The following is an 18,512-nucleotide window of genomic DNA, read 5'->3' as shown; positions in this document are numbered from 1 at the left end:
CTCCGTCAGCCCGCTGTTCGGTACCGGGTCAGGCCGGCAGCTCCAGACCCTTGCCTTCCTCGGCGAGGCGGGCCATGCGGCGCTTGCCGTCCTCGACGGCCTCGCGGATCTCCTCGGAGTTCTTCGTCGCCTGCACGCGCATCTCCTCGATGATCTCGAAGGAGCGCTCCTGGAAGGTGACGACGGAGGTCACGAGCGCCTTCACGGCGTCCGCGCGCACGGTGGGGCCGTAGCCGGCGCGCACGGCCTCCTCCTGCACCTTGCCGCCGATGTCGGCGAGCACCTCGAGCGACTGCGACACGCCCTCCTTCATGGCGTCGAGCGTCTTCGTCGATTCGTGGAGGCCGAAGAGCCCGGTCATCGTGGCGGAGAGGGCGGTGAAGACCGATTCGTTGGTCGAGAAGAACGAGATCGCCTGCTGGTACACGCGCTCCTTCGCCGACGTCGTCTGCATCAGCCGCGCCATCACCACCTCGGTCGTGTTGTAGCCGATGGTGAGGTTGTCGGAGAGGTCCTTGGCGATCTGGAAGCGGCCCTCCTCGGCGCGCAGCGCCCGCATCTTCTCGTCGCGGGCGAGCTCGAGGCGGGCGCGCTCCGCGGGCTCCGTGCCGGCGAAGGCGGCGACGGCGTCGGAGGCGCCCTTCAGCTCGGCCTTGGCGGCTTCCAGCTTGCCGCTCGCGTGCTGCAGGAGCTCGAGCGCAGCGATCTCCGCCTGCTTCAGCGCGCCGCGGAAGTCCTGGTAGGCCTCCAGGATGACGTGCTCGCGATCGATGTTCTCCTTCGTGTCGCGGGCGACGTCGAGATAGGTCTCGCGGATCGTCTCGAAGCGCTGGGCGATGTCGCCGCGGGTCATCTTCATCATCATGTTGGCGAAGCGCTCGCCCACCGAGATGCGCCCGTCCTCCATCTGCTCGACCAACGCTTTCGCGTCGTCGCGTATGGAGTTGAAACCGTTGGTGATCTCCTCGTAGCGCTGGGCCACCTCCATGCGTCGCACCTGCTCGCGCACGACCTCGTTGAAGAGGCTCTGGCGCGACAGCGTGCGGGCGATCACCGCCACCTTCTCGGGCGCGAGGAGCTGGATCTTGTCGAGCAGCGCCACGACGGGCGCCTCCTCCGCCGGAGCCTCGGGCACGAGACCGAGCTCGCGCAGGCGCGTGAGCGCGCGGTCGAGATATTGCAGAGGCGTCGGAAGCGGAGCGGACGCGGCGGCTACGGTCTCTTGTGACGACGTCATGGCGGGCCCTCGCGGCGGGTCTGTCCGCTCTTGAGAGCACAGTTCCGCGCCTGCGGAAAGTCGTCCTCTCCCTTATGCATGCGCGCCGCGCGACGCGTAGCCGGCAAGGTCACGCGCCCGGCTGCTCCACCGGCCCGCCGGCCTCCTTCCAGGCCTTGAAGCCGCCCTCGACATGGGCGACGGGCGTCAGCCCCATCTCGTCGGCGGTCGCCGCGGCGAGCGCCGAGCGCCAGCCGCCGGCGCAGAAGAAGACGAAGCGCTTGTCCTGCGCGAACACCGGCTTGTGGTAGGGGCTGTCAGGGTCGATCCAGAATTCCAGCATGCCGCGCGGGCAATGGACGGCGCCGGGCATGCGGCCCTCGCGCTCCAGCTCGCGAGGGTCGCGCAGGTCGACGAAGACCACGTCCTCGCGCCCGTGCAGCGCGCGCGCGTCCTCGACGCCGAGCGTCTCGATGCGGGCGTTCGCCTCGTCCATCAGGGCCTTGTAGCCCTTCACGATCGTCTGGGGCATGGTCTCTCGCGGCTCCGCTTCGGGCTCTCGATGTCGGGGCGGAGAGGGTGGCCGAGGGCGCGCCCGTGCGCAAGCCGGTGGGGGATCATGAACGCAGCGTCTCTGGGCTTCACCGACATCGACCTCGTGGCGCTCCTGTTCTTCCTGGCCGCGTGGGGCGGCTACCATCTCGCCGTGGAGCGGCTCGGCCCGGCGCGGCGCTCGCTCAACACGCGCATGGCGGGTCAGCGACGCGCCTGGATGCGCCAGCTGCTCGCGCGGGAGAACCGCATCGTCGATTCGACCATCATGGCCTCGCTGCAATCGGGCGCGGCCTTCTTCGCCTCGACAGCGCTCCTGGCGGTGGGTGCCGTCCTGGCGCTGATCCAGGCCACCGAGACGGCGCTCGCGCTCTTCGCGGACCTGCCCTTCGGCGTGACGACGACGCGGCTCGCCTTCGAGGCGAAGGTGTTCGGGCTCGGCGTGATCTTCGTCTACGCCTTCTTCAAGTTCGCCTGGTCGTACCGGCTGTTCAATTACGCGGCGATCCTGCTCGGCGCGATCCCGCAGGACACGTCCTCGCCCGATGCGGAGCCCGCGGCCATGCGCGCGGCGCAGATGACGATCGTCGCCGGGCGGCACTTCAATCGCGGGCAGCGCGCCTTCTTTTTCGCGCTCGGCTATCTCGGCTGGTTCGTGGGGCCGTGGGTGCTGATCGTCGCCACCGCCGCCGTGCTGATCGTGATGGCGCGCCGCCAGTTCGGCTCGGACGCCATCGACGCGCTGGATCGCACGGACGCGACGCCGTAAGACTGACGCGATGAGCACGCAGCCAGACGCCTCCGCGATCCCCGATACGCTCCTCGCCCTCGTCGAGGCTCGGGGGCCCGGCAAGACCATCTGCCCCTCCGAGGTCGCCCGCGCCGTCGGCGGGCCGCATCCGGACGGATGGGGGCCGCTGATGCAGCCGGTGCGCCGCGTCGCCGTGGCGCTCGCCAAGGAGGGCCGCGTCGCCATCCTGCGCAAGGGCAGGCCCGTCGACCCGGACGACTTCAAGGGCGTCTACCGCATCGGGCTCCCGCCGGAATAGGATCACGCTCCCGGAAACAGCGTGTCCGTGCGCCCGGTGAGGCGGTAGGCGAGGAGCCCGACATATTCGCGGGCCGCGACGTCGAGGCGCTGAAGGCCGCCCGAGATCGAGCGGAAGAAGCTCGTCGTCTCCGTGCCGCCCACGGTCCGGAAGTCGGTGGGATATGGCACGACCGCGAAGCCGGCGCGCCGGAACACGCCCATCGAGCGCGGCATGTGCCAGGCGGAGGTGACGAGGAGCCAGCGCGCGTCGGGCTCCGGGCTGGCGAGCTCGCGGGAGAAGACGGCGTTCTGCCAGGTGTTGCGCGAGCGGTCCTCGACGAGGAGCCGCTCGCGCGCGACGCCCATGTCGACCAGCACGTTCGCCATGGCCTGCGCTTCGGTGAAGCGGTCCGTCCCGACGAGCCGCGCGCTGCCGCCTGAGAGCACGATCGGCACGTCGGGGTGGCGCCGGGCGAGGACGGCGGCGGCGATGAGCCGATCGGCCGCCTCGTTCACCACCGCCTGGCCGAGCTCCAGCGTCGCGTCCTGCGCGATGGCGCCGCCGAGGACGACGATGCCGTCGACCGGCGCGGCATCGTCGGCATAGGGGGGAAATCGCGTCTCCAGCGGATGCATGAGGAGGCTCGCCACCGGCGTCAGCCCGAAGAGGGCGAGCGCGATCGCGGCCGTCCAGGCGAGGCCGAGCCCGAAGCCGCGCACGCGCTCGAACGTCGCCAGCGCGAGGCCCGCGACGAGCGCGATCAGCATGAGGTTCGACGGCGCGAGGACGAACCAGGCGACCTTGGAGGCGATGAAGAACACGGGCGTTCCGTTCCGCGGCGCGATCAGCCGCGCCCGTTCTCGGCCTCGTAGCGGGCCTTCGTCTCGGCGTTGGGCGGGTAGAGCCCCGGCAGCGGCACGCCGCGCTCGACCTCGCGCATGATCCAGGCCTCGAGCTGCTCCTGATCGACCGCGGCGAGGGCGACCTCGGCCACCATGGCCTTGGGAATCACCACGGCCCCGTCGCCGTCCGCCACGATCACGTCGCCGGGGAAGACCGCGACGCCGCCGCAGCCCACGGGCTGCTCCCAGCCCACGAAGGTGAGGCCGGCGACGGAAGCCGGCGCCGCGACGCCGTCGCACCAGACCGGCAGGCCGGTGCCGCGCACGCCCTCGCCGTCGCGCACCGCGCCGTCGGTAACGAGCGCCTTGACGTTACGCTTCTTCATGCGCGCGCACAGGATGTCGCCGAAGATGCCCGCGTCCGTCACGCCCATGGCGTCCGCGACGCAGATCGCGCCCTCGGGCATCGCTTCGATGGCGGCGCGGGTGGAGGTCGGCGAGCCCCAGCTCTCGGGCGTCGCGAGATCCTCGCGCATGGGCACGAATCGCAGGGTGAAGGCCTCGCCCACCACCCGGTCGGACGCCGCGAAGGCGGCCTTGGGCCCGCGCATCCAGGAGCGCCGCACGCCCTTCTTGAGGAGAATCGTCGTCAGCGTCGCGGTGGTCGCGGCGTGGAGGGCGTCGGCGATGGGCTTGTCGAGGGGCATGGATCCGGTCCGGGCTCGCGGCGGGAGAACGTCGCGCGCGGACGGAATCCGGCGCGGCGCGGGCACTCTAGCGAGGCGCCCGCCCCAGCGGAAGCGGCGTCGCCGCCAAGCGGGTACGGGTATTCGGGCGGGGCAGAAGGCCTGCGAAAACCGCCGGTTACGGCCGCCTTAACCTCCCTTCAACCCTAACGGCGCTTAATTCCGGGGCGCCCGGCGTGCCGTCTCCCCGCACGCCCCGGCCCTGGAGAGTTCGCGAGATGACTTCACCGAGCGCCGAGATGCCGCGCGCCGAGATGCCGAGCGTGGAGGGCGCCGCCCCCGCCGCTCCGCGCACGGACATGATCAACCTCTACGAGATCGTCCTCGCGCTCAGGTCTCATCTCAAGCTGATCCTGGGGATCGGCATCCTCGCCTTCGTCGCGAGCCTCGCCTACGTGCTGATGGCGACGCCGCTCTACCAGGGCCAGTCGCAGGTCCTGCTGGAGAGCCGCGAGAACGCCTTCACCCGCCCCGTCGAGCAGACCGGTGGGGACGTCACGGCGCAGGTCATCGACGAGCAGGCGGTGGCGAGCCAGGTGGCCGTGATCCGCTCGCGCGAGGTGGCCGCCGAGGTGGCGCGCCGGCTCGAGCTCGTGGGCAATCCCGAGTTCGACCCGCGCATGCGCCCGATGAACCCGATCCAGCGCATCACCTCGATTCTCGGCGGCGGCTCTGACGCCGAGGCGGACGAGGCGGCCGCCATCGACCGGGTGCTCGACACCTATTACGACCGGCTCCTCGTCTACGCCGTCGGGCGCTCGCGGGTGATCGCCATCGAGTTCCAGGCGAGCGACCCGCATTTCGCGGCGCGCGCTGCCAACGTCATCGCCGAGGTCTACCTGGAGACGCTGGAGGCCGCGAAGATCGACGCGGCCCGCACGGCCTCCGCCTGGCTCTCGCAGAACATCGATCGCCTGCGCGAGCGCGTGCGCGAAGCCGAGGCCCGCGTCGAGGCCTTCCGGTCGGGCACGGGCCTCCTCGTCGGCGGCGACAACGCGACGCTCACCTCGCAGCAGCTGGGCGACCTCTCCACGCAGCTCGGCGAGGCGCGCTCGCTCCAGGCCGATTCGGAAGCGCGCGCCACGCTCATCCGCGAGCTGATCGAGGCGGGGCGCGCCTTCGAGATCCCCGACGTCGCCGCCGACGAGCTGATCCGCGCCCTCGTCCAGGAGCGCGTCACCTTGCGCGCGCAGATCGCAGCGGAGAGCCGCACGCTGCTCGATCGCCACCCGCGCATCGTCGCGCTGCAGGCGCAGCTCGCCGATCTCGACGCGCAGATCCGCGGCGCCGCCGAGCGCATCGTGCGCACGCTGGAGAACGAGGCCCGCCTCGCCGCCGGCCGCGTCTCGACGCTGACCGCCGCGCTCGATCGCCAGATGCAGGTGGCGTCGCGAGCGAACGAGAACGAGGTGCAACTGCGTGCGTTGGAGCGCGAGGCGCGGGCGGAGCGCGAGCAGCTCGAGGTCTTCCTCGCGCGCTACCGCGACGCCGTCGCCCGCGATTCGGAGGAGGCGGCGGTGCCGGACGCCCGCATCGTCTCCCGTGCGGCCGCGCCGCAGGACCCGATCTGGCCGCGCACGGTGCCCGTGGTCTTCCTGTTCACGGCGGCCGCGGTGACCCTCGCCGCCGGCGCGGTCGTCATGAAGGCGATCGTCTTCGACATGTTCCGCCCCGCAATGGCCGTCGCGCCGGCTCCGATGCCGGTATCCGCGCCGGTCCTCGGCGCCGGCGAGGCGCCGGTTCCGCCGCCGAGCGGTGGAGGCGGAGGCGGTGGTGGCGGCAAGACGCCGGAGCGGCCGGCCGCCGGGCGCGGCGACGCGGAGGGCTTCGACATCGCGGCGCTCGCGGCGCGCCTCCAGCGGATCGTCCCCTCCGATCGCGGACGCCGGGTCGCGGTGACCGGGCTCGCAGGATACGGGAACGTACGGGACGGGCTCGCGTCCACGCTCGCGACGCGGCTCGGCGAGGCGCTCGTCGCCCCCGGCGCGCCGACGCTGCTCGTCGAGCTCGCGCCGACCGACGGCGTGGAGGACGCGCAGGCGGCCGCAGGCTTCTCCGACCTCGTCGCCGGAGAGGCCTCGTTCTTCGAGGCCATCGACCGGCTGGGCGCCGGCCGTCCGCATCGCGTCGGCGCCGGAACCGGCTCGGCCGACCCGCTCGCGCCGGAGCAGGAGGAGGGGCTCGAGATCGCGCTCGCGGCCTTCGACGAGACGTATACGGCGACGATCTTCGTCCTGCCCGACCCGCATCGACCCGGCGCACTCGGGGCGCTGGCGCCGCGCATGGACGCGGTCGTCATCGCCGCCGAAGTCGAGCCGGACGATGCCGATCTCGTCGAGCTCTACGATGCCGCGAAGGCGGCGGGCGCGCCCGACGTCGTCGTCGCCATCGCACCGCGGGGACGGGAAGCGACGTCTGACGTCACGCAGGCCGCTTGAGGAGGCGTCGCGCGCGGGCGATTGCGGCGGTGATCCGCGGGTTCGTCGCGGCCTCGCGCTTGATCGCGCGCTTGAGCCGCCCGGCGGCCCCGGCGCCCGCGGCATAGGCCCGGCCGCGCAGCGACACCGGCAGCGTCAGCTCGAACAGCGCCTCGCGCCGGTCGCAGAAATGGCCCTTGTAGCGGGCCTCTCCCACGCCGAGGTCGAAGCTCTCGTAGCCCTCCGCGCGCAGGTCCTCGACGATGGAGAGCAGCATCAGGTCGCCCGGCGTGGCGCGGGCGATCTCCGGGGCGTCGTCGAAAGCGATGAACATGCCGCTCGCCCGCTCGCCGTCGCAGGCCGCGCCGAAGGTCGCCGCGATGCGATCGCCCACGGTGAGCCGCCACAGCGTCAGCGCCGGGCGCACGCCGTCGGGCGTCGGCGCCGCCGCGGAGGCGAGGAAGGCACGCACGCCGGGCGCGTCGAAGGGGTCGTCGATCCCGAGCGCGTTCATGCGCCGGGCCTTGAAGGCGAAGAAGGCGTCGAGCGTCTCGGCGATCTCGGCCTCGCTCCGCGCCCGGGAGACGCGCACCGGTCCGAGCGCTTCGAGCGCGCGGCCCTTCTTGCGCAGCTTCTTCTGCGTCTCCTTGCTCATCGGCACCGGCGGCGCGTCCGCCGGGTGATCGGCCGCGTGATCGGCGAAAGCGGACCAATAGGCGTCGCTCGCAGCCGGTCGCAAACCCGGCAGGGCGAGCGGGTTCGGCCTGCCGCGCCAGGTGGCGGGTAGGTTGATGAAGGCGAACGCGTCGATGCCCAGCGTTCGGCCGATGGCCAGCAGATGCGCGCGCACGGCCTCCGGCGCGCGCAGAGCGGGAGCGCGCGGGCAGGCGAGGGGCAGATGCAGGTTCGCGTGCTTGCCGCCCGCGAGGCTCGCGACGTGCAAGGGGCCGCGGCGCTGGATGACGAGGGGTAGGACGAGGAGCGGGCGTCCGCTCGCGGCGTCCGAGACGACGGCGATCCGGCTGTCCGCGCCCGCGGGCAGCGCATGCGCCAGGAAGGCGCTCTGCCAGGCGAGGGACTGATAGGGCGAGGCGGTGTGCTGCGCCTCCAACTCCTCCCAGGCGGCGCGCGCCTCGGCGAGGTCCGCGTGGACGCGAATGCGCACCGCCTGCGCCGCGTCGCACGCCGCCGCGGACCCCGCGACGTCCGTCTCCACCGCGCCGATGTCCGTATGCGCCGTCACCCGAGCCCCCGTCCTCGCCGGCCGCATAGGCCGATCGCTTAACGGGCGCATGGTAGGGACGGGCGGTTAAACCCGGCCTAAGGGGGCTTTCGCAATGCTCAAGCGGGCGATCATCACGGCCGGCCTCTACGGAACCGACCTGATCCGCGCCCATCGATGGGCCGGTTTCGCGCGGGGGAGGGGCGTGATCCTGACCTTTCATCACGTGCGACCCGCCACATCCGCAGGTTTCGCACCCAACCGCCTGCTCGAGATCACGCCGGATTTCCTCGAGACGGTGCTCGATACCTTGGATGCGCTCCGCTTCGACATCGTCCCCCTCGACGACGTACCCGAGCGCCTACGCGGAGGCGAGGCGGGGCGGCCTTTCGCCGTCCTCACCTTCGACGACGGCTATCGCGACAATCGCGACCACGCCGCCCCGATCCTCGCCGCCCGCGGGCTGCCGTGGACGCTCTTCGTCACCCGCGACTTCGCGCTGGGCCATGGCCGCTTCTGGTGGCGGGAGCTGGAGGAGGCGGTGCGCCGTCTCGATCGGGTGCGCATCGACGATCTCGACCTGCCCGCCGAGACGGATGCCCAGAAGTCACGCGCCTACGAGACGATCTACTGGCGCCTGCGCGCCGGCTCGGAGGCGGATCTGCGCGCGGCGACGCTGCGCCTCGCCGAGCAGGCGGGCGTCGACGTCGCCGCCCTTTCCGCAGACGCCTGCCTGACCTTCGACGAGCTCGCTTCCCTCGCCCGCGACCCGAAGGTGACGCTGGGCGCCCACACCCTCACCCATCCGATGCTGGCGAAATGGGACGAGGCCACCGCGACCCGGGAGATCGTCGAGAGCCGCGAAGCGCTCGTCGCTGCGACGGGGCGGGAGGTTCGCCATCTCGCCTATCCGGTGGGCGATCCCGGCTCGGCCGGCGAGCGGGAATTCGCCATCGCCCGCGAGGCGGGGTTCGCCACGGCGCTCACCACGCGCCCGGGTCACCTCTTCGCCGCGCACGCGGATCGGCTCCATGCGCTGCCGCGCGTCTCGATCAACGGCCTCCACCAGAACGCCGGCGCCGTGCGGGCGCTGCTCTCGGGCCTGCCGTTCCTGGCCTGGAACCGCGGCCGCCGGGTCGCCTGACTGCGCTTGCTTCGCTTCGTGATCAGAGCCCGAGGCCGCCCTCTGTGCGGTCGAGGATCATCGGGATGATGAGGTCCTCCTCGTCGCCGAGGTGGCGCAGCAGGCTCGCGAGCAGCGCGTCCGCCTGGTCCGCGTAGGCGTCCGCCGCACGCCGCAGCGCGTCCTGGTCCGTCTCGGGCGCCATCAGCAGCGCGCGCGCCCGCTCGGCCGTGATCTCGAGGGCGTGGTGGATCGTTTCGTGGTCGCCTTCGAGCACGTCGAAGCCGCGCTCGAGCCGCGCATCCGCCGCCCGGAAGAGCGGGAAATAGGCGTGGTCCTCGATCTGATGGTGCCCCTCCAGCTCGCCGAGGAAGAGCCGCAGCCGCGGCGCGAACCAGCCGCGGAAGGGGGCCGCCGCCACCTCGCCCTCGCGCAGAGCCGTCGTCGCTTGCTGAAGCGCGCCGCCGAGCTCGCGGAACATGTCGTGCTTGGCGATCCAGAAGCGCGCCGTGGCGCCGAGATTGGGATGCGCCGGCCACACCTCGCGCGGGTAGCGATCGAGGAGGACGCGCAGGTCCGCCGGCCAGCCGAGGCGATTGTCGAGGTCGAGGAGGTCGTGCATCGGGTCTCCGGGGCTGCGTCGCCCTACCACCTATGATGCCGGTGGACGTAGGGGAAGGTCCGCTCCCGGCCTCCCGCGCAAGCGCGCGCTTGCACCGAGGCGCACATCGCCTCGCGCCCGCCGCGCCTTCCCATGCGGGAGGCCTCACCCTACGCTCCGTTACGACGCGCGAAGAGAAGGCAAAGGAGCGCCCCGAAGATGAAGATCACCGCCATCCGCGACGTCGTCGCGCCGATCAAGTCGCAGATCGCCAACGCCTATATCGACTTCTCGCTGATGACGGCGTCCGTCGTCGCCATCGAGACCGATCTCGTGCGCGACGGGCGGCGCGTCGTCGGCTTCGGCTTCAACTCCAACGGCCGCTATGCGCCGCAGGGGCTGCTCCGCGAGCGCTTTATCCCGCGCGTGCTCGAGGCAGCGCCAGACGCCTATCAGGGCGAGGACGGCTTCATCGACCCCGAGAAGGCGTGGGGGTTGATGATGAAGAACGAGAAGCCCGGCGGGCACGGCGAGCGCTCGGTGGCGGTGGGCGTGCTCGACATGGCGCTCTGGGACGCCCTCGCGAAGGCGCACGGCGTGCCGCTCTGGCGGCTGCTCGCCGAACGCTACAATGGCGGACGCGCCGACGAGACGGCGTGGGTCTACGCCGCCGGCGGCTATTACTATCCCGGCAAGGGCCTCGACGACCTGAAGGACGAGATGCGCTCCTATCTCGACCGCGGCTATTCCACCGTGAAGATGAAGGTCGGGCTCGTGCCGCTGGAGGAGGATCTCGCCCGCATCGAGGCGGCGCTCCACGTGCTCGGCGGCGACGGCGCGAAGCTGTGCGTCGACGTCAACGGGCGCTTCACGCTGGAGGAGGCGATCCGCTTCGGGCACGCGATCGCGCCCTATGGGCTGCGCTGGTACGAGGAGCCGCTCGACCCGCTCGACTATCTGGAGCACGCGGCGCTCGCCACGCTCTACGCGCCGACGCTCGCCACCGGCGAGAACCTGTTCTCGCACCAGGACGCGAGGAACCTCATCCGCCACGGCGGCCTGCGGCCGGATCGCGACATACTCCAGTTCGACCCCGCTCTGTCCTACGGGCTCGTCGAGTACCTGCGCACCCTCGACGTGCTCGCCGCCCACGGCTGGTCGCGGCGGCGCTGCGTGCCCCATGGCGGGCATCAATTCGCGCTCAACATCGCGGTAGGCCTGGGGCTCGGCGGAAACGAGAGCTACCCGGACGTCTTCGCCCCCTTCGGCGGCTTCGCCGACGGCACGCCGGTCTCCGACAGCCGCATCGCGATGCCGGACGTCCCCGGCATCGGCTTCGAGGCGAAGAGCGCGCTGTGGGCGGTGATGCGCCCGCTGGCGGAGGGGTGACCGAGCAAGAGGCGCGAACGCATCTGAAGCGCGCCGACCGCCACCTCCCCGCAGGAGAGGACGACGACCCGAGGGTCGGAGGGTGGGGTGGACGGCGGGCCGGTGTGAAGAACTTCGGAACGCCCCCACCGCCCGCTCGCGGACTCCTCCCCTCCGGGGAGGAAACAGATCCGGGGAGGATTTGCCGCGTTCCCCATCCGTCACTGCGCCTCGCGCAGCGCAACCTTCCCCTACAGGGAAGGAGGGCGCTCACGGCCAGCGGACGGTGGGCGGCATCGAGGAGAGGATCGAGGCGACGTTGCCGCCGGTCTTGAGACCGAAGATCGTGCCGCGATCGTAGAGCAGGTTGTACTCGACGTAGCGCCCGCGGCGGATCTGCTGCTCGTGGCGGTCCGCCTCGCTCCAGGGCGTCGCGATGTTGGCGCGCAGGATGCGCGGGTAAACGTCGAGAAAGGCGAGGCCCACGCCCTTGGTGAAGGCGAGGTCCCGGTCCGGGTCGCCCGACCAGTGGTAGTCGTAGAAGATGCCGCCGATGCCGCGCGGCTCGTTGCGGTGCTTGAGCCAGAAATAGTCCTCGCACCAGGCCTTGTAGCGCTCGTAATCGGCGATGTCGGAGAAGGCCTCGCAGGCGCCGTGCATGGCGGCGTGGAAGGCGAGAGTGTCCGGGTCGTCCTGCGTGCGCCGCCGGTCGAGGACCGGCGTCAGGTCCGCGCCGCCGCCGAACCACGGCTTCGTGGTCTTCACGAAGCGCGTGTTCATGTGGACGGTGGGCGCGTGCGGGTTCCAGGGGTGGGCGATGAGCGAAATGCCCGCCGCCCAGAAGCGCGGATCGGCGTCCGAGCCCGGGATCTGCCCGCGAAACTCGGGCGCGAACTCGCCGAAGACGGTGGAAACGTGCACGCCCACCTTCTCGAACACGCGCCCGCGCATCATCGCCATCGTCCCGCCGCCGCCGTCGGCGCCGGTATGGTCCTTGCGCGACCAGGGAGTGCGCTCGAAGCGCCCGGGCTCGGGCGAGGCATCGGGGTCGAACGGCCCCGTCGCCTCGTCCTCGATCGCCTCGAAGGCGGCGATGATGCGGCCCTGGAGCTCGGCGCACCAGGCGGGCATGGCCGCCTGGAGACGCTCGACGTCCGCGGGATTCCAAGGCGCGCTCTCGCGCTTCTGGTCGTTCATGTCCGTCGTCCGATCACGCGAGGCGTCCGCTCGCGTGGGCGAGCATGGTGTAGACCTTGCCGGTCTCGGAGGTCAGGTAGGTGCGGGTGAGCACCTGGTCCCGATCGTCGCGGGCGACCTCGGTGAGGAGGCGCTCGAACTCCTCCACGTAGCGGTCCACCGTCTGGCGGAATTCCGTTTCGCGGCGGTACTTGCGACGAATCTCCTCGAAGGTGGCGCGGCCCTGCTGGGTGTAGAGCCGGTTCTCGAATTGCGCCATGGCGCCCGGCTCGTAGCGGTTCCAGAAGTCCACCGCGGCCTCATGGACGATCATGCGGGCGATGTCGACCGAGATCGAGTTGAGGCTCTCGAGCGCGTTGCCGGCGCGGCTGCGCTGCGGGGCCGGGTCGGGCGCGCGCTCCGGAGCACGCTCGGGTGCACGGTCCGCTACCGGGGCCTGCGCGGCCTCCTCGTCCTCGGAGGCGCGCACGAGCAGGTCCGACAGCCAGCCGGCGCGGGCGCCGTCACGAGCGGCTTCGCGGGGAGCGGCCTCGTCGCGGCGAAGCGACATCTTCTCGCCCCGGCCGTTGCCGTTCGTGCCGCCGTTGGCGCCCCCGTTGCCGTTCCCGTTGGCGCTCGGCCCCGCCGCGCCGCGCAGGCTCGGCGTCGAGGCGAACGGATCGACCGCGGCGGGGCGCGCGGGCGCGGGTGCAGGGGCCGCGACGGCGGCCGTCTGGTACGTCCCCTGCGCCGCGCTCACCGCGCCGCCGGCGGCACCGGCCACGGCGCGGGCGGACGCGGCGCTCTGCGCCGTCGCCGCCTGGGCCGAGATCGTGTCCACCGCCTTGTTGGAGCGGCTGACGAGCGAGGCGAGCTCGTTCAAGGCCTTGATCTGGTCGGAGACCACGCGACGCATGGCGGCGGCGCTCTCCTCCGTCTCCTTGGGCAGCTCCAGCACGCCGCGGCGCAGCTCCGCGCGGGTGCTCTCGAGCTCGTCCTGGATGCGCGCCGTCATGCCGCGCAGCTCCTCGGCCGCGTCGCGGAAGCGCGAGGCCGCGCCGTCGAGCGCCGCGTTCATCTCGCTCGCGACCTCGGAATAGGCGTCGCGGATCGCGAGCGCCGTGCGGGCACGCTCCGAGCCGGTGGCCTGGCGGACCTTCTCGAACTCGCTCTCGATCGCTTTCGAGGTGGTCTCGGCGGTGGTGGAGAGCGTCGTGCCGATGTCGCGAGCGCGTGCCTCCGCCTGGGCCAGCGAGCCCTCGATGAGGCCCGAGAAGGTGCGCGTCGCGCGCTCGATCTCCTCCGAGCGCTCCTCGACGCGCGACAGCAGCGTCTCGAGCGTGCGCGAACGCTCGCCCAGCACACCGTCGAAGCGGCTTTCGAGCCGCTCCAGCGCGGTCGTCGCCTCGACGAGGGCGCCGAGCTGCTCGCGGGTCGAGTCCGCCACGCTGCGGCCGCGTTCGTCCAGCAGCACGGCGAGTTCTCCCGCCTCGCGGATGGCGCCGCCGGAAACGTCGCCGAGCGCCGCGACCTGCCGCTCCACGCGCTCGGTCGCCTCGCGGGTCTGGGTCGCGACCTCCTCGATCAGGCGGCCCAGCTCCGCGGCGCGTCCGCCGAGCGCCTGCTCGACCTCGCCGAGGCTGCCGGCGGCCGCGCCCGTCATGTCGCGGAGCGCGCGGTTGGCGTCGTGCAGGCGCAGCAGGACGCCGCCGAGCTCCGTGCGGATACGCTCGTTGGTGGAGACCAGCGTCGAGACCGCCTCACGGGTGCCTTCGTCGAGGCTCGCGCGCAGCGTCTGCGTGGATTGGCTCCACGCCTCCTCCATGGCGCCGCCCTGGCTGCGCAGGCCCTCGAGCAGCGAGCGGCTCTGATCGCCGAGCGTCTGCGCCAGCTCGCGCGAGAGCGCCTCGACGTCGCGGGAGATCGCGTCGGCGCGTGCGCCGAGGGCGGTGACGAGCTCGCCGCCCCGCCCGTCGATGAGGCCTTCGAGGTCGCTCAGGCGATGTCCGAGCGCGCCCACGAGGGCGTCCCCGCGATCCTCGATGATGTGGGCCACCGCACCCGTGCGCTCGTCGAGAGACTGCGCCAGCGTCTTGGCGCGGTCGTCGAGGACGCCCGTCATGCGGTCGATGTTCTCGCCCATGGACACGATGATCGCGTCCGAGCGCTTGTCGAGGATCTCGGCGATGGTCGCCCCGCCGCGATCGAACAGGGCGGCCACGCGCCCGACCTTCTGCTCCAGCTGGCCGACGAGGGCCTCGCCGCGCTGGTCGAGCGTCGTCGAGAGCCGCGTCTCGCCATCCGCGAACAGCGTCTCGACGCGGCCGATGCGGCTCTCCAGCCCGCCGATCAGCGCCTCGCCGGTCTTGCCGAGGCCGACCGCCAGCGCCGCGCCGCGCTCGTCGAAGAGGCTGCCCATGCGCTCGATGCGGCTCTCGAGCCCGCCGACGAGCGAATCGCCCGTGCGCTCCAGCGCCTCGCCGAGGCGCGCGCCGCGCTCGTCGAACAGCGTCTCGACGCGCACGATACGCTCCTCCAGGCCGCCGATCAGCGCATCGCCGCGCTGGTCGAGGCCGGCGGTGAGGCGCTCGCCGCCGGTGGAGAGCAGGTCGTCGATCTCGGCCACGCGCGAGCCGAGCGTCGCCACGAGCCGCTCGCCGCGCTCGTCGACGAGGCTGGCGAAGAGCTTCGAGCGGGCGTCGAAGACGGTCGCCGCCTCGTCGAGCTTGGCGCCGAGCGCGTCGACCAGGCCCTGGCCGCGCTCGTCCACGAGGCCGGCGAAGGTCCTGGTGCGATCCTCGAGCAGGCCCGCGAGGATGCCCGTACGGTCGTCGAGGAGGTGCGTGACGTCGTCGATGCGGGTGCCGAGTGCATCGAGGACGCGCCGGCCCTGCTCGTCGAGCGCGGCGGCGAAGGCGCCGGTGCGGTCGTCGAAGAGCGAGCGGATCTCGCCCATGCGTGCGCTCAGCGCGCCCACGACCTCCTCGCCGCGCTCGTCGATGACGGAGGCGAGCGCGCGGCTCGATACGGAGAGGAGCGAGGCGATCTCGCCCATGCGGTTGCCGAGCGACGATGCGACCTCGCGGGTGCGCACGTCGAGCGCCTCCGCCGCCTCCTGGCCGCGGGCCTCCAGCGTCTGGGCGATGAGGGCGCCCTTCTCGTCGAAGACGCGCGCGAGCCCGTCGGTGCGGGCGTCCAGCGTCTGCGCGACCTCGAGGGCGCGGGCGTCGAACAGGCTCGCGAGCTCGCCCGCACGGGCGGCCAGCGTCTCGTCGATCTGCTTGCCGCTGGCGTCGTAGAGCGCGGCGAGGCTCTCGGCGCGGGCTTCCAGCCGCTCGTCGATGGCGCGACCGCGGGCGTCGAGCGTGTCGGCGACGCTCTCGAGGCGCCCGACGACGCGGGTCTCGAGCTCGGCGACGCGGCTGTCGAGCGTCTGCGCGATCTCCTCGGCGCGCCCGCCGAGCACGGCGTTGATCTCGTCGGCCTTGCCCGAGAGCGTCTCGGACAGGGCGGCGGAGCGCGCGGCGACGATGTCGCCGATCTCGGCGGCGCGGGTCTCGAGCGAGCGCGCGACCTCGCGGCCGCCCTCGGCCAGGACGCGGGCCATCTCGCCGGTGCGCACCACGAGCGCCTCGTTCAGCGCGCTGGAGCGGGCGCCCAGGCTCTGGTCGACCTTGGCGACGAGCTCGTCGAAGGTGGCGGTGATCTCCAGGGCGCGCTTCTCGGAGCGTGCCTCGAGGGAGGCGAGCTGCGTCTCGATCGTCTCCGTCGCAGCGCGCGCGCTCTGCGCGAGCGTGTCCGCGAGGGCGGCGCCCTGGACGTTGATGACGCGGTCGATCTCGCCGAAGCGGTCCACGACCGTGGTGGCGAAGGTCTCGACGTCGCGCCCGAAGCGCTCGGCGAGGTCGCCGCCGCGCTCGACGATGGTGGCCTCCAGCCGCGTCAGCTTGTCGGCGATGGAGCCGTCGATCTCCTGCGCCGTGGCGCCGAGCCGCTCCGCCAGCGCGCCGCCGCGCTCGACGATGACGCTCTCGAAGCCCGTCAGGCGCTCGGAGAGGAGCCGGTCGAGCTCGCCGCCACGGGCGCCCACCGTCTCGTTGAGGCCTTCGCCGGTCTTCTGCAGGGCCTCGTTGATGCGCATGCCCTGAGTGGTGATGGCGCGCACCACCTCCTTGCCGGTGATGGCCAGGTCCTCGCGGGTGCGGTTCGCGCCCTCTTCGAGCGCGCGTGCGAGCGCCTGCTCGTGCTCGGAGACGCTCTTGCCGAAGGCGTCCCGATGCTCGCCGAGCGCCGCCGAGAGTGCCTGCGCGGCCTCGTCGAAGGCGGCGCGGAAGGCGTCGGTGCGGGCGGCCAGGGTGCCGGCGACGTCGTCGGAGGCGCGCTCGATGGCGGCCGTCGCGGCACCGGCGCGGGTCTCGATGAGGTCGGCGAGGCGGTCGCCGGTGGCGCCGAGGCGCTCCTCCAGCGCACGCCCATTCTCGACGAAGGAGGCGTCCAGGCGCTCCGCCGTGCTCTCCAGGCGCCCGGCCAGCGCGTCGCCGCGCTCCGACAGCGAGACGACGAGGCTCGTCGCCGCGTCCTCGATGCGCCCGCGCGCCGCGTCTCCCGACGCCGCGATGCTCTCGCCGGCGGAGGCGATCTCGGCGCGGACCGCGTCGCCGCGCTCGACGATGGCGCCCACCACGCGCTCGCCGGTGGCGTCGAGGCGCGTGACCAGGGTCTCGCCGGCGCTCTCCAGCCGCGCGCCGATGGCCTCGCCGCGCATGGCGATGTCGCCGGAGACGATCTCGCCGGTCTTGGCGAGGCGGGCGTCGAGCTCCTCGCCGCGGGAGACGAAGCTCGTCTCGAGCGCGAGCGCCGTGCGTTCGAAGGCGGCGCGCATCTCCTCGCCCTGGCTGGTGAGCGAGGCGACCACGCTCTCTCCCGTCGTCGACAGCGAGCGGGTGACGGCGTCCGCCGTCTCGCCGAGGCCGGCGGTGAGCGCGAGGGCGCGCTCGTCGAGGGCGCGCGTCAGGTCCTCGCCCGTCGCGGCGACGCCGAGCTTGATCTCGTCGGCGGCGCCGGAGAGGCGAACCAGCAGCTCCTCGCCGCGCGCCCCGATGTCCTCCACCACGCGCTCGCCGGCCTTGCCGAGGGCGAGCGTGATGGAGGCGCCCTGCGCGTCGAGGGAGCCTGAGACCCGCTCGCCGGTGGCGCCGATGGCCTCGACGATGCGCAAGGAGGCGCTCTCCAGGTCCTGCGTCAGGGTCTGGTGCGAGCCGGCGATGGCGCTGCGCACGCGCTCGGCGTTGGTGACGATGCTCTCGCGCTGGGCGACGAGCTCGTCCACCAGCGACCGGATGCGGATCTCGTTGTCGGAATAGGCGCGCTCCAAGGTCGCGATCTCGGAGCGCACCAGCGTCTCCAGCTCGCCGGCGCGGGCGAGCGCGCGCTCGATGCCGTCGCCGACGGCGGCCACCTCGCGGCGCACGGCCTGCGAGACGGTCTGCACGGCGTCGGTGGAGAAGGTCTCGGGCTGGCCGAGCCGCATGGCCACCTCGCGGATCGAGCGGGCGACGAGCTTCATCTCCTGCGAGCGCACGGCGAGGATCGCGCCGGTGAACAGGAAGGTGATCGGCGCGAGCACGAGGACGAGCGCGACCGCGGTTTCCGCGGAGGACCAGTGGCCGGCGAGCGAACCGAGGCCGCTCTCGGCGGCGGCGACGGCGATCAGCCCGGCGATCCAGGCGAGGGAGGCGATCGCCGCATAGACGTAGGGCTTGCGCGAGGGCCGCGCCTGGAGCGCCTGCATCAGCGCGCCGACGTTGGCGCGGTCGTCGTTGGCGACGCGGGAGGTGTCGGGGCCGAAGGCCAGCGGCTCGGAGCGACCCGCCTCCGCGGTGGCGGTCCGGCCCTCCTGCTGCGCGGCCTCGGCGGAGCCGGTCATGCGCATCAGCTCGTCCTCGCGGACCTCCGGCAGGCGCAGCTCCTCGGCGAAGCTCGCGCGGACCTCGGCGATGCGGGCCTCGTCGGGGGAGGGGGCGGTCGCGGCCGACGCGGCGTCGATGTCGACGGTCTCGGCCGCGCGGTGGCCGGCCTCGTCCGCGCGCGCGGCGTCGTCTCGCGCCTTCGCATCGCTCGAATCGAGGTTCAGCGCCTGTTCGATGGCCGACAGCGCCGCTTCCGCCGGGTCCTTGAGCTTCTTCTCGATTGCCATGTCGCCGCCTCGATCAACGCAA

Annotated in this window: 13 protein-coding genes; 5 read left to right on the top strand and 8 right to left on the bottom strand. The window is 72.5% G+C overall.

The genetic code is table 11. The annotated features are described in order from the left end of the window. Window positions 1-28: 28 nt before the first annotated feature. Complete coding sequence (locus IEX89_RS16440; RefSeq protein WP_188914341.1) at window positions 29-1,237, bottom strand: cell surface protein; 1,209 nt, start codon at window positions 1,235-1,237, stop codon at window positions 29-31. A 109-nt stretch (window positions 1,238-1,346) separates the two neighbouring features. Continuing rightward, complete coding sequence (locus IEX89_RS16435) at window positions 1,347-1,748, bottom strand: rhodanese-like domain-containing protein (RefSeq protein WP_188914340.1); 402 nt, start codon at window positions 1,746-1,748, stop codon at window positions 1,347-1,349. A gap of 87 nt (window positions 1,749-1,835) precedes the next feature. On the opposite strand from IEX89_RS16435, the gene IEX89_RS16430 reads away from it, so the two are divergent. Together IEX89_RS16430 and IEX89_RS16425 are read left to right on the top strand one after the other, a co-directional pair. Beyond that, window positions 1,836-2,537 carry a DUF599 domain-containing protein gene (locus IEX89_RS16430; protein ID WP_188914339.1) on the top strand — a complete coding sequence of 234 codons (702 nt, stop codon included), beginning with the start codon at window positions 1,836-1,838 and terminating at the stop codon, window positions 2,535-2,537. A gap of 10 nt (window positions 2,538-2,547) precedes the next feature. Beyond that, entirely contained in the window at window positions 2,548-2,817 is a 270-nt protein-coding gene (locus IEX89_RS16425) for a DUF3253 domain-containing protein (protein ID WP_188914338.1), read from the top strand. A gap of 2 nt (window positions 2,818-2,819) precedes the next feature. Here the strand turns inward: IEX89_RS16425 and IEX89_RS16420 are convergent, their stop codons facing one another. Beyond that, window positions 2,820-3,620 (bottom strand): YdcF family protein, encoded by an 801-nt coding sequence (locus IEX89_RS16420; protein ID WP_188914337.1) that lies wholly within the window; start codon window positions 3,618-3,620, stop codon window positions 2,820-2,822. A 23-nt stretch (window positions 3,621-3,643) separates the two neighbouring features. Then, window positions 3,644-4,348 carry a ribonuclease activity regulator RraA gene (locus IEX89_RS16415; RefSeq protein ID WP_188914336.1) on the bottom strand — a complete coding sequence of 235 codons (705 nt, stop codon included), beginning with the start codon at window positions 4,346-4,348 and terminating at the stop codon, window positions 3,644-3,646. A 257-nt stretch (window positions 4,349-4,605) separates the two neighbouring features. Here IEX89_RS16415 and IEX89_RS16410 point away from each other — a divergent pair, with 257 nt between their 5' ends. Continuing rightward, window positions 4,606-6,825, top strand: a complete 2,220-nt coding sequence (locus IEX89_RS16410) for a GumC family protein (protein ID WP_188914335.1) — start codon at window positions 4,606-4,608, stop codon at window positions 6,823-6,825. Here IEX89_RS16410 and IEX89_RS16405 read toward each other — a convergent pair. Next, on the bottom strand, window positions 6,809-8,047 hold the full coding sequence (locus IEX89_RS16405) for a GNAT family N-acetyltransferase (protein WP_188914334.1): 1,239 nt from the start codon (window positions 8,045-8,047) through the stop codon (window positions 6,809-6,811). The genes IEX89_RS16410 and IEX89_RS16405 overlap by 17 nt on opposite strands. Window positions 8,048-8,141: 94 nt before the next feature. On the opposite strand from IEX89_RS16405, the gene IEX89_RS16400 reads away from it, so the two are divergent. Further along, the gene (locus IEX89_RS16400) at window positions 8,142-9,170 is read left to right on the top strand and encodes a polysaccharide deacetylase family protein (RefSeq protein ID WP_188914333.1); all 1,029 of its coding nucleotides are present in this window, start codon (window positions 8,142-8,144) and stop codon (window positions 9,168-9,170) included. A gap of 22 nt (window positions 9,171-9,192) precedes the next feature. Here IEX89_RS16400 and IEX89_RS16395 read toward each other — a convergent pair whose 3' ends face one another. Continuing rightward, window positions 9,193-9,771, bottom strand: a complete 579-nt coding sequence (locus IEX89_RS16395) for a hemerythrin domain-containing protein (protein WP_188914332.1) — start codon at window positions 9,769-9,771, stop codon at window positions 9,193-9,195. Window positions 9,772-9,969: 198 nt separating this feature from the next. Between IEX89_RS16395 and IEX89_RS16390 the strand changes: the two genes are divergently transcribed. Then, on the top strand, window positions 9,970-11,139 hold the full coding sequence (locus IEX89_RS16390; protein WP_188914331.1) for a mandelate racemase/muconate lactonizing enzyme family protein: 1,170 nt from the start codon (window positions 9,970-9,972) through the stop codon (window positions 11,137-11,139). Between the two features lie 249 nt (window positions 11,140-11,388). On the opposite strand, the gene hemF is transcribed toward IEX89_RS16390, so the two are convergent. Together hemF and IEX89_RS16380 are read right to left on the bottom strand one after the other, a co-directional pair. Continuing rightward, complete coding sequence (gene hemF, locus IEX89_RS16385; RefSeq protein ID WP_373290601.1) at window positions 11,389-12,249, bottom strand: oxygen-dependent coproporphyrinogen oxidase; 861 nt, start codon at window positions 12,247-12,249, stop codon at window positions 11,389-11,391. Window positions 12,250-12,328: 79 nt separating this feature from the next. Then, the gene (locus IEX89_RS16380; protein WP_188914329.1) at window positions 12,329-18,490 is read right to left on the bottom strand and encodes an apolipoprotein A-IV repeat region-like domain-containing protein; all 6,162 of its coding nucleotides are present in this window, start codon (window positions 18,488-18,490) and stop codon (window positions 12,329-12,331) included. Window positions 18,491-18,512: the final 22 nt, after the last annotated feature.

The sequence above is a fragment of the Salinarimonas ramus genome (assembly GCF_014645695.1).
Lineage (GTDB): Bacteria > Pseudomonadota > Alphaproteobacteria > Rhizobiales > Beijerinckiaceae > Salinarimonas > Salinarimonas ramus.
The sequence above is the reverse complement of the archived record's forward strand: the minus strand, read 5'-3'. Positions and strand labels throughout refer to the sequence as shown.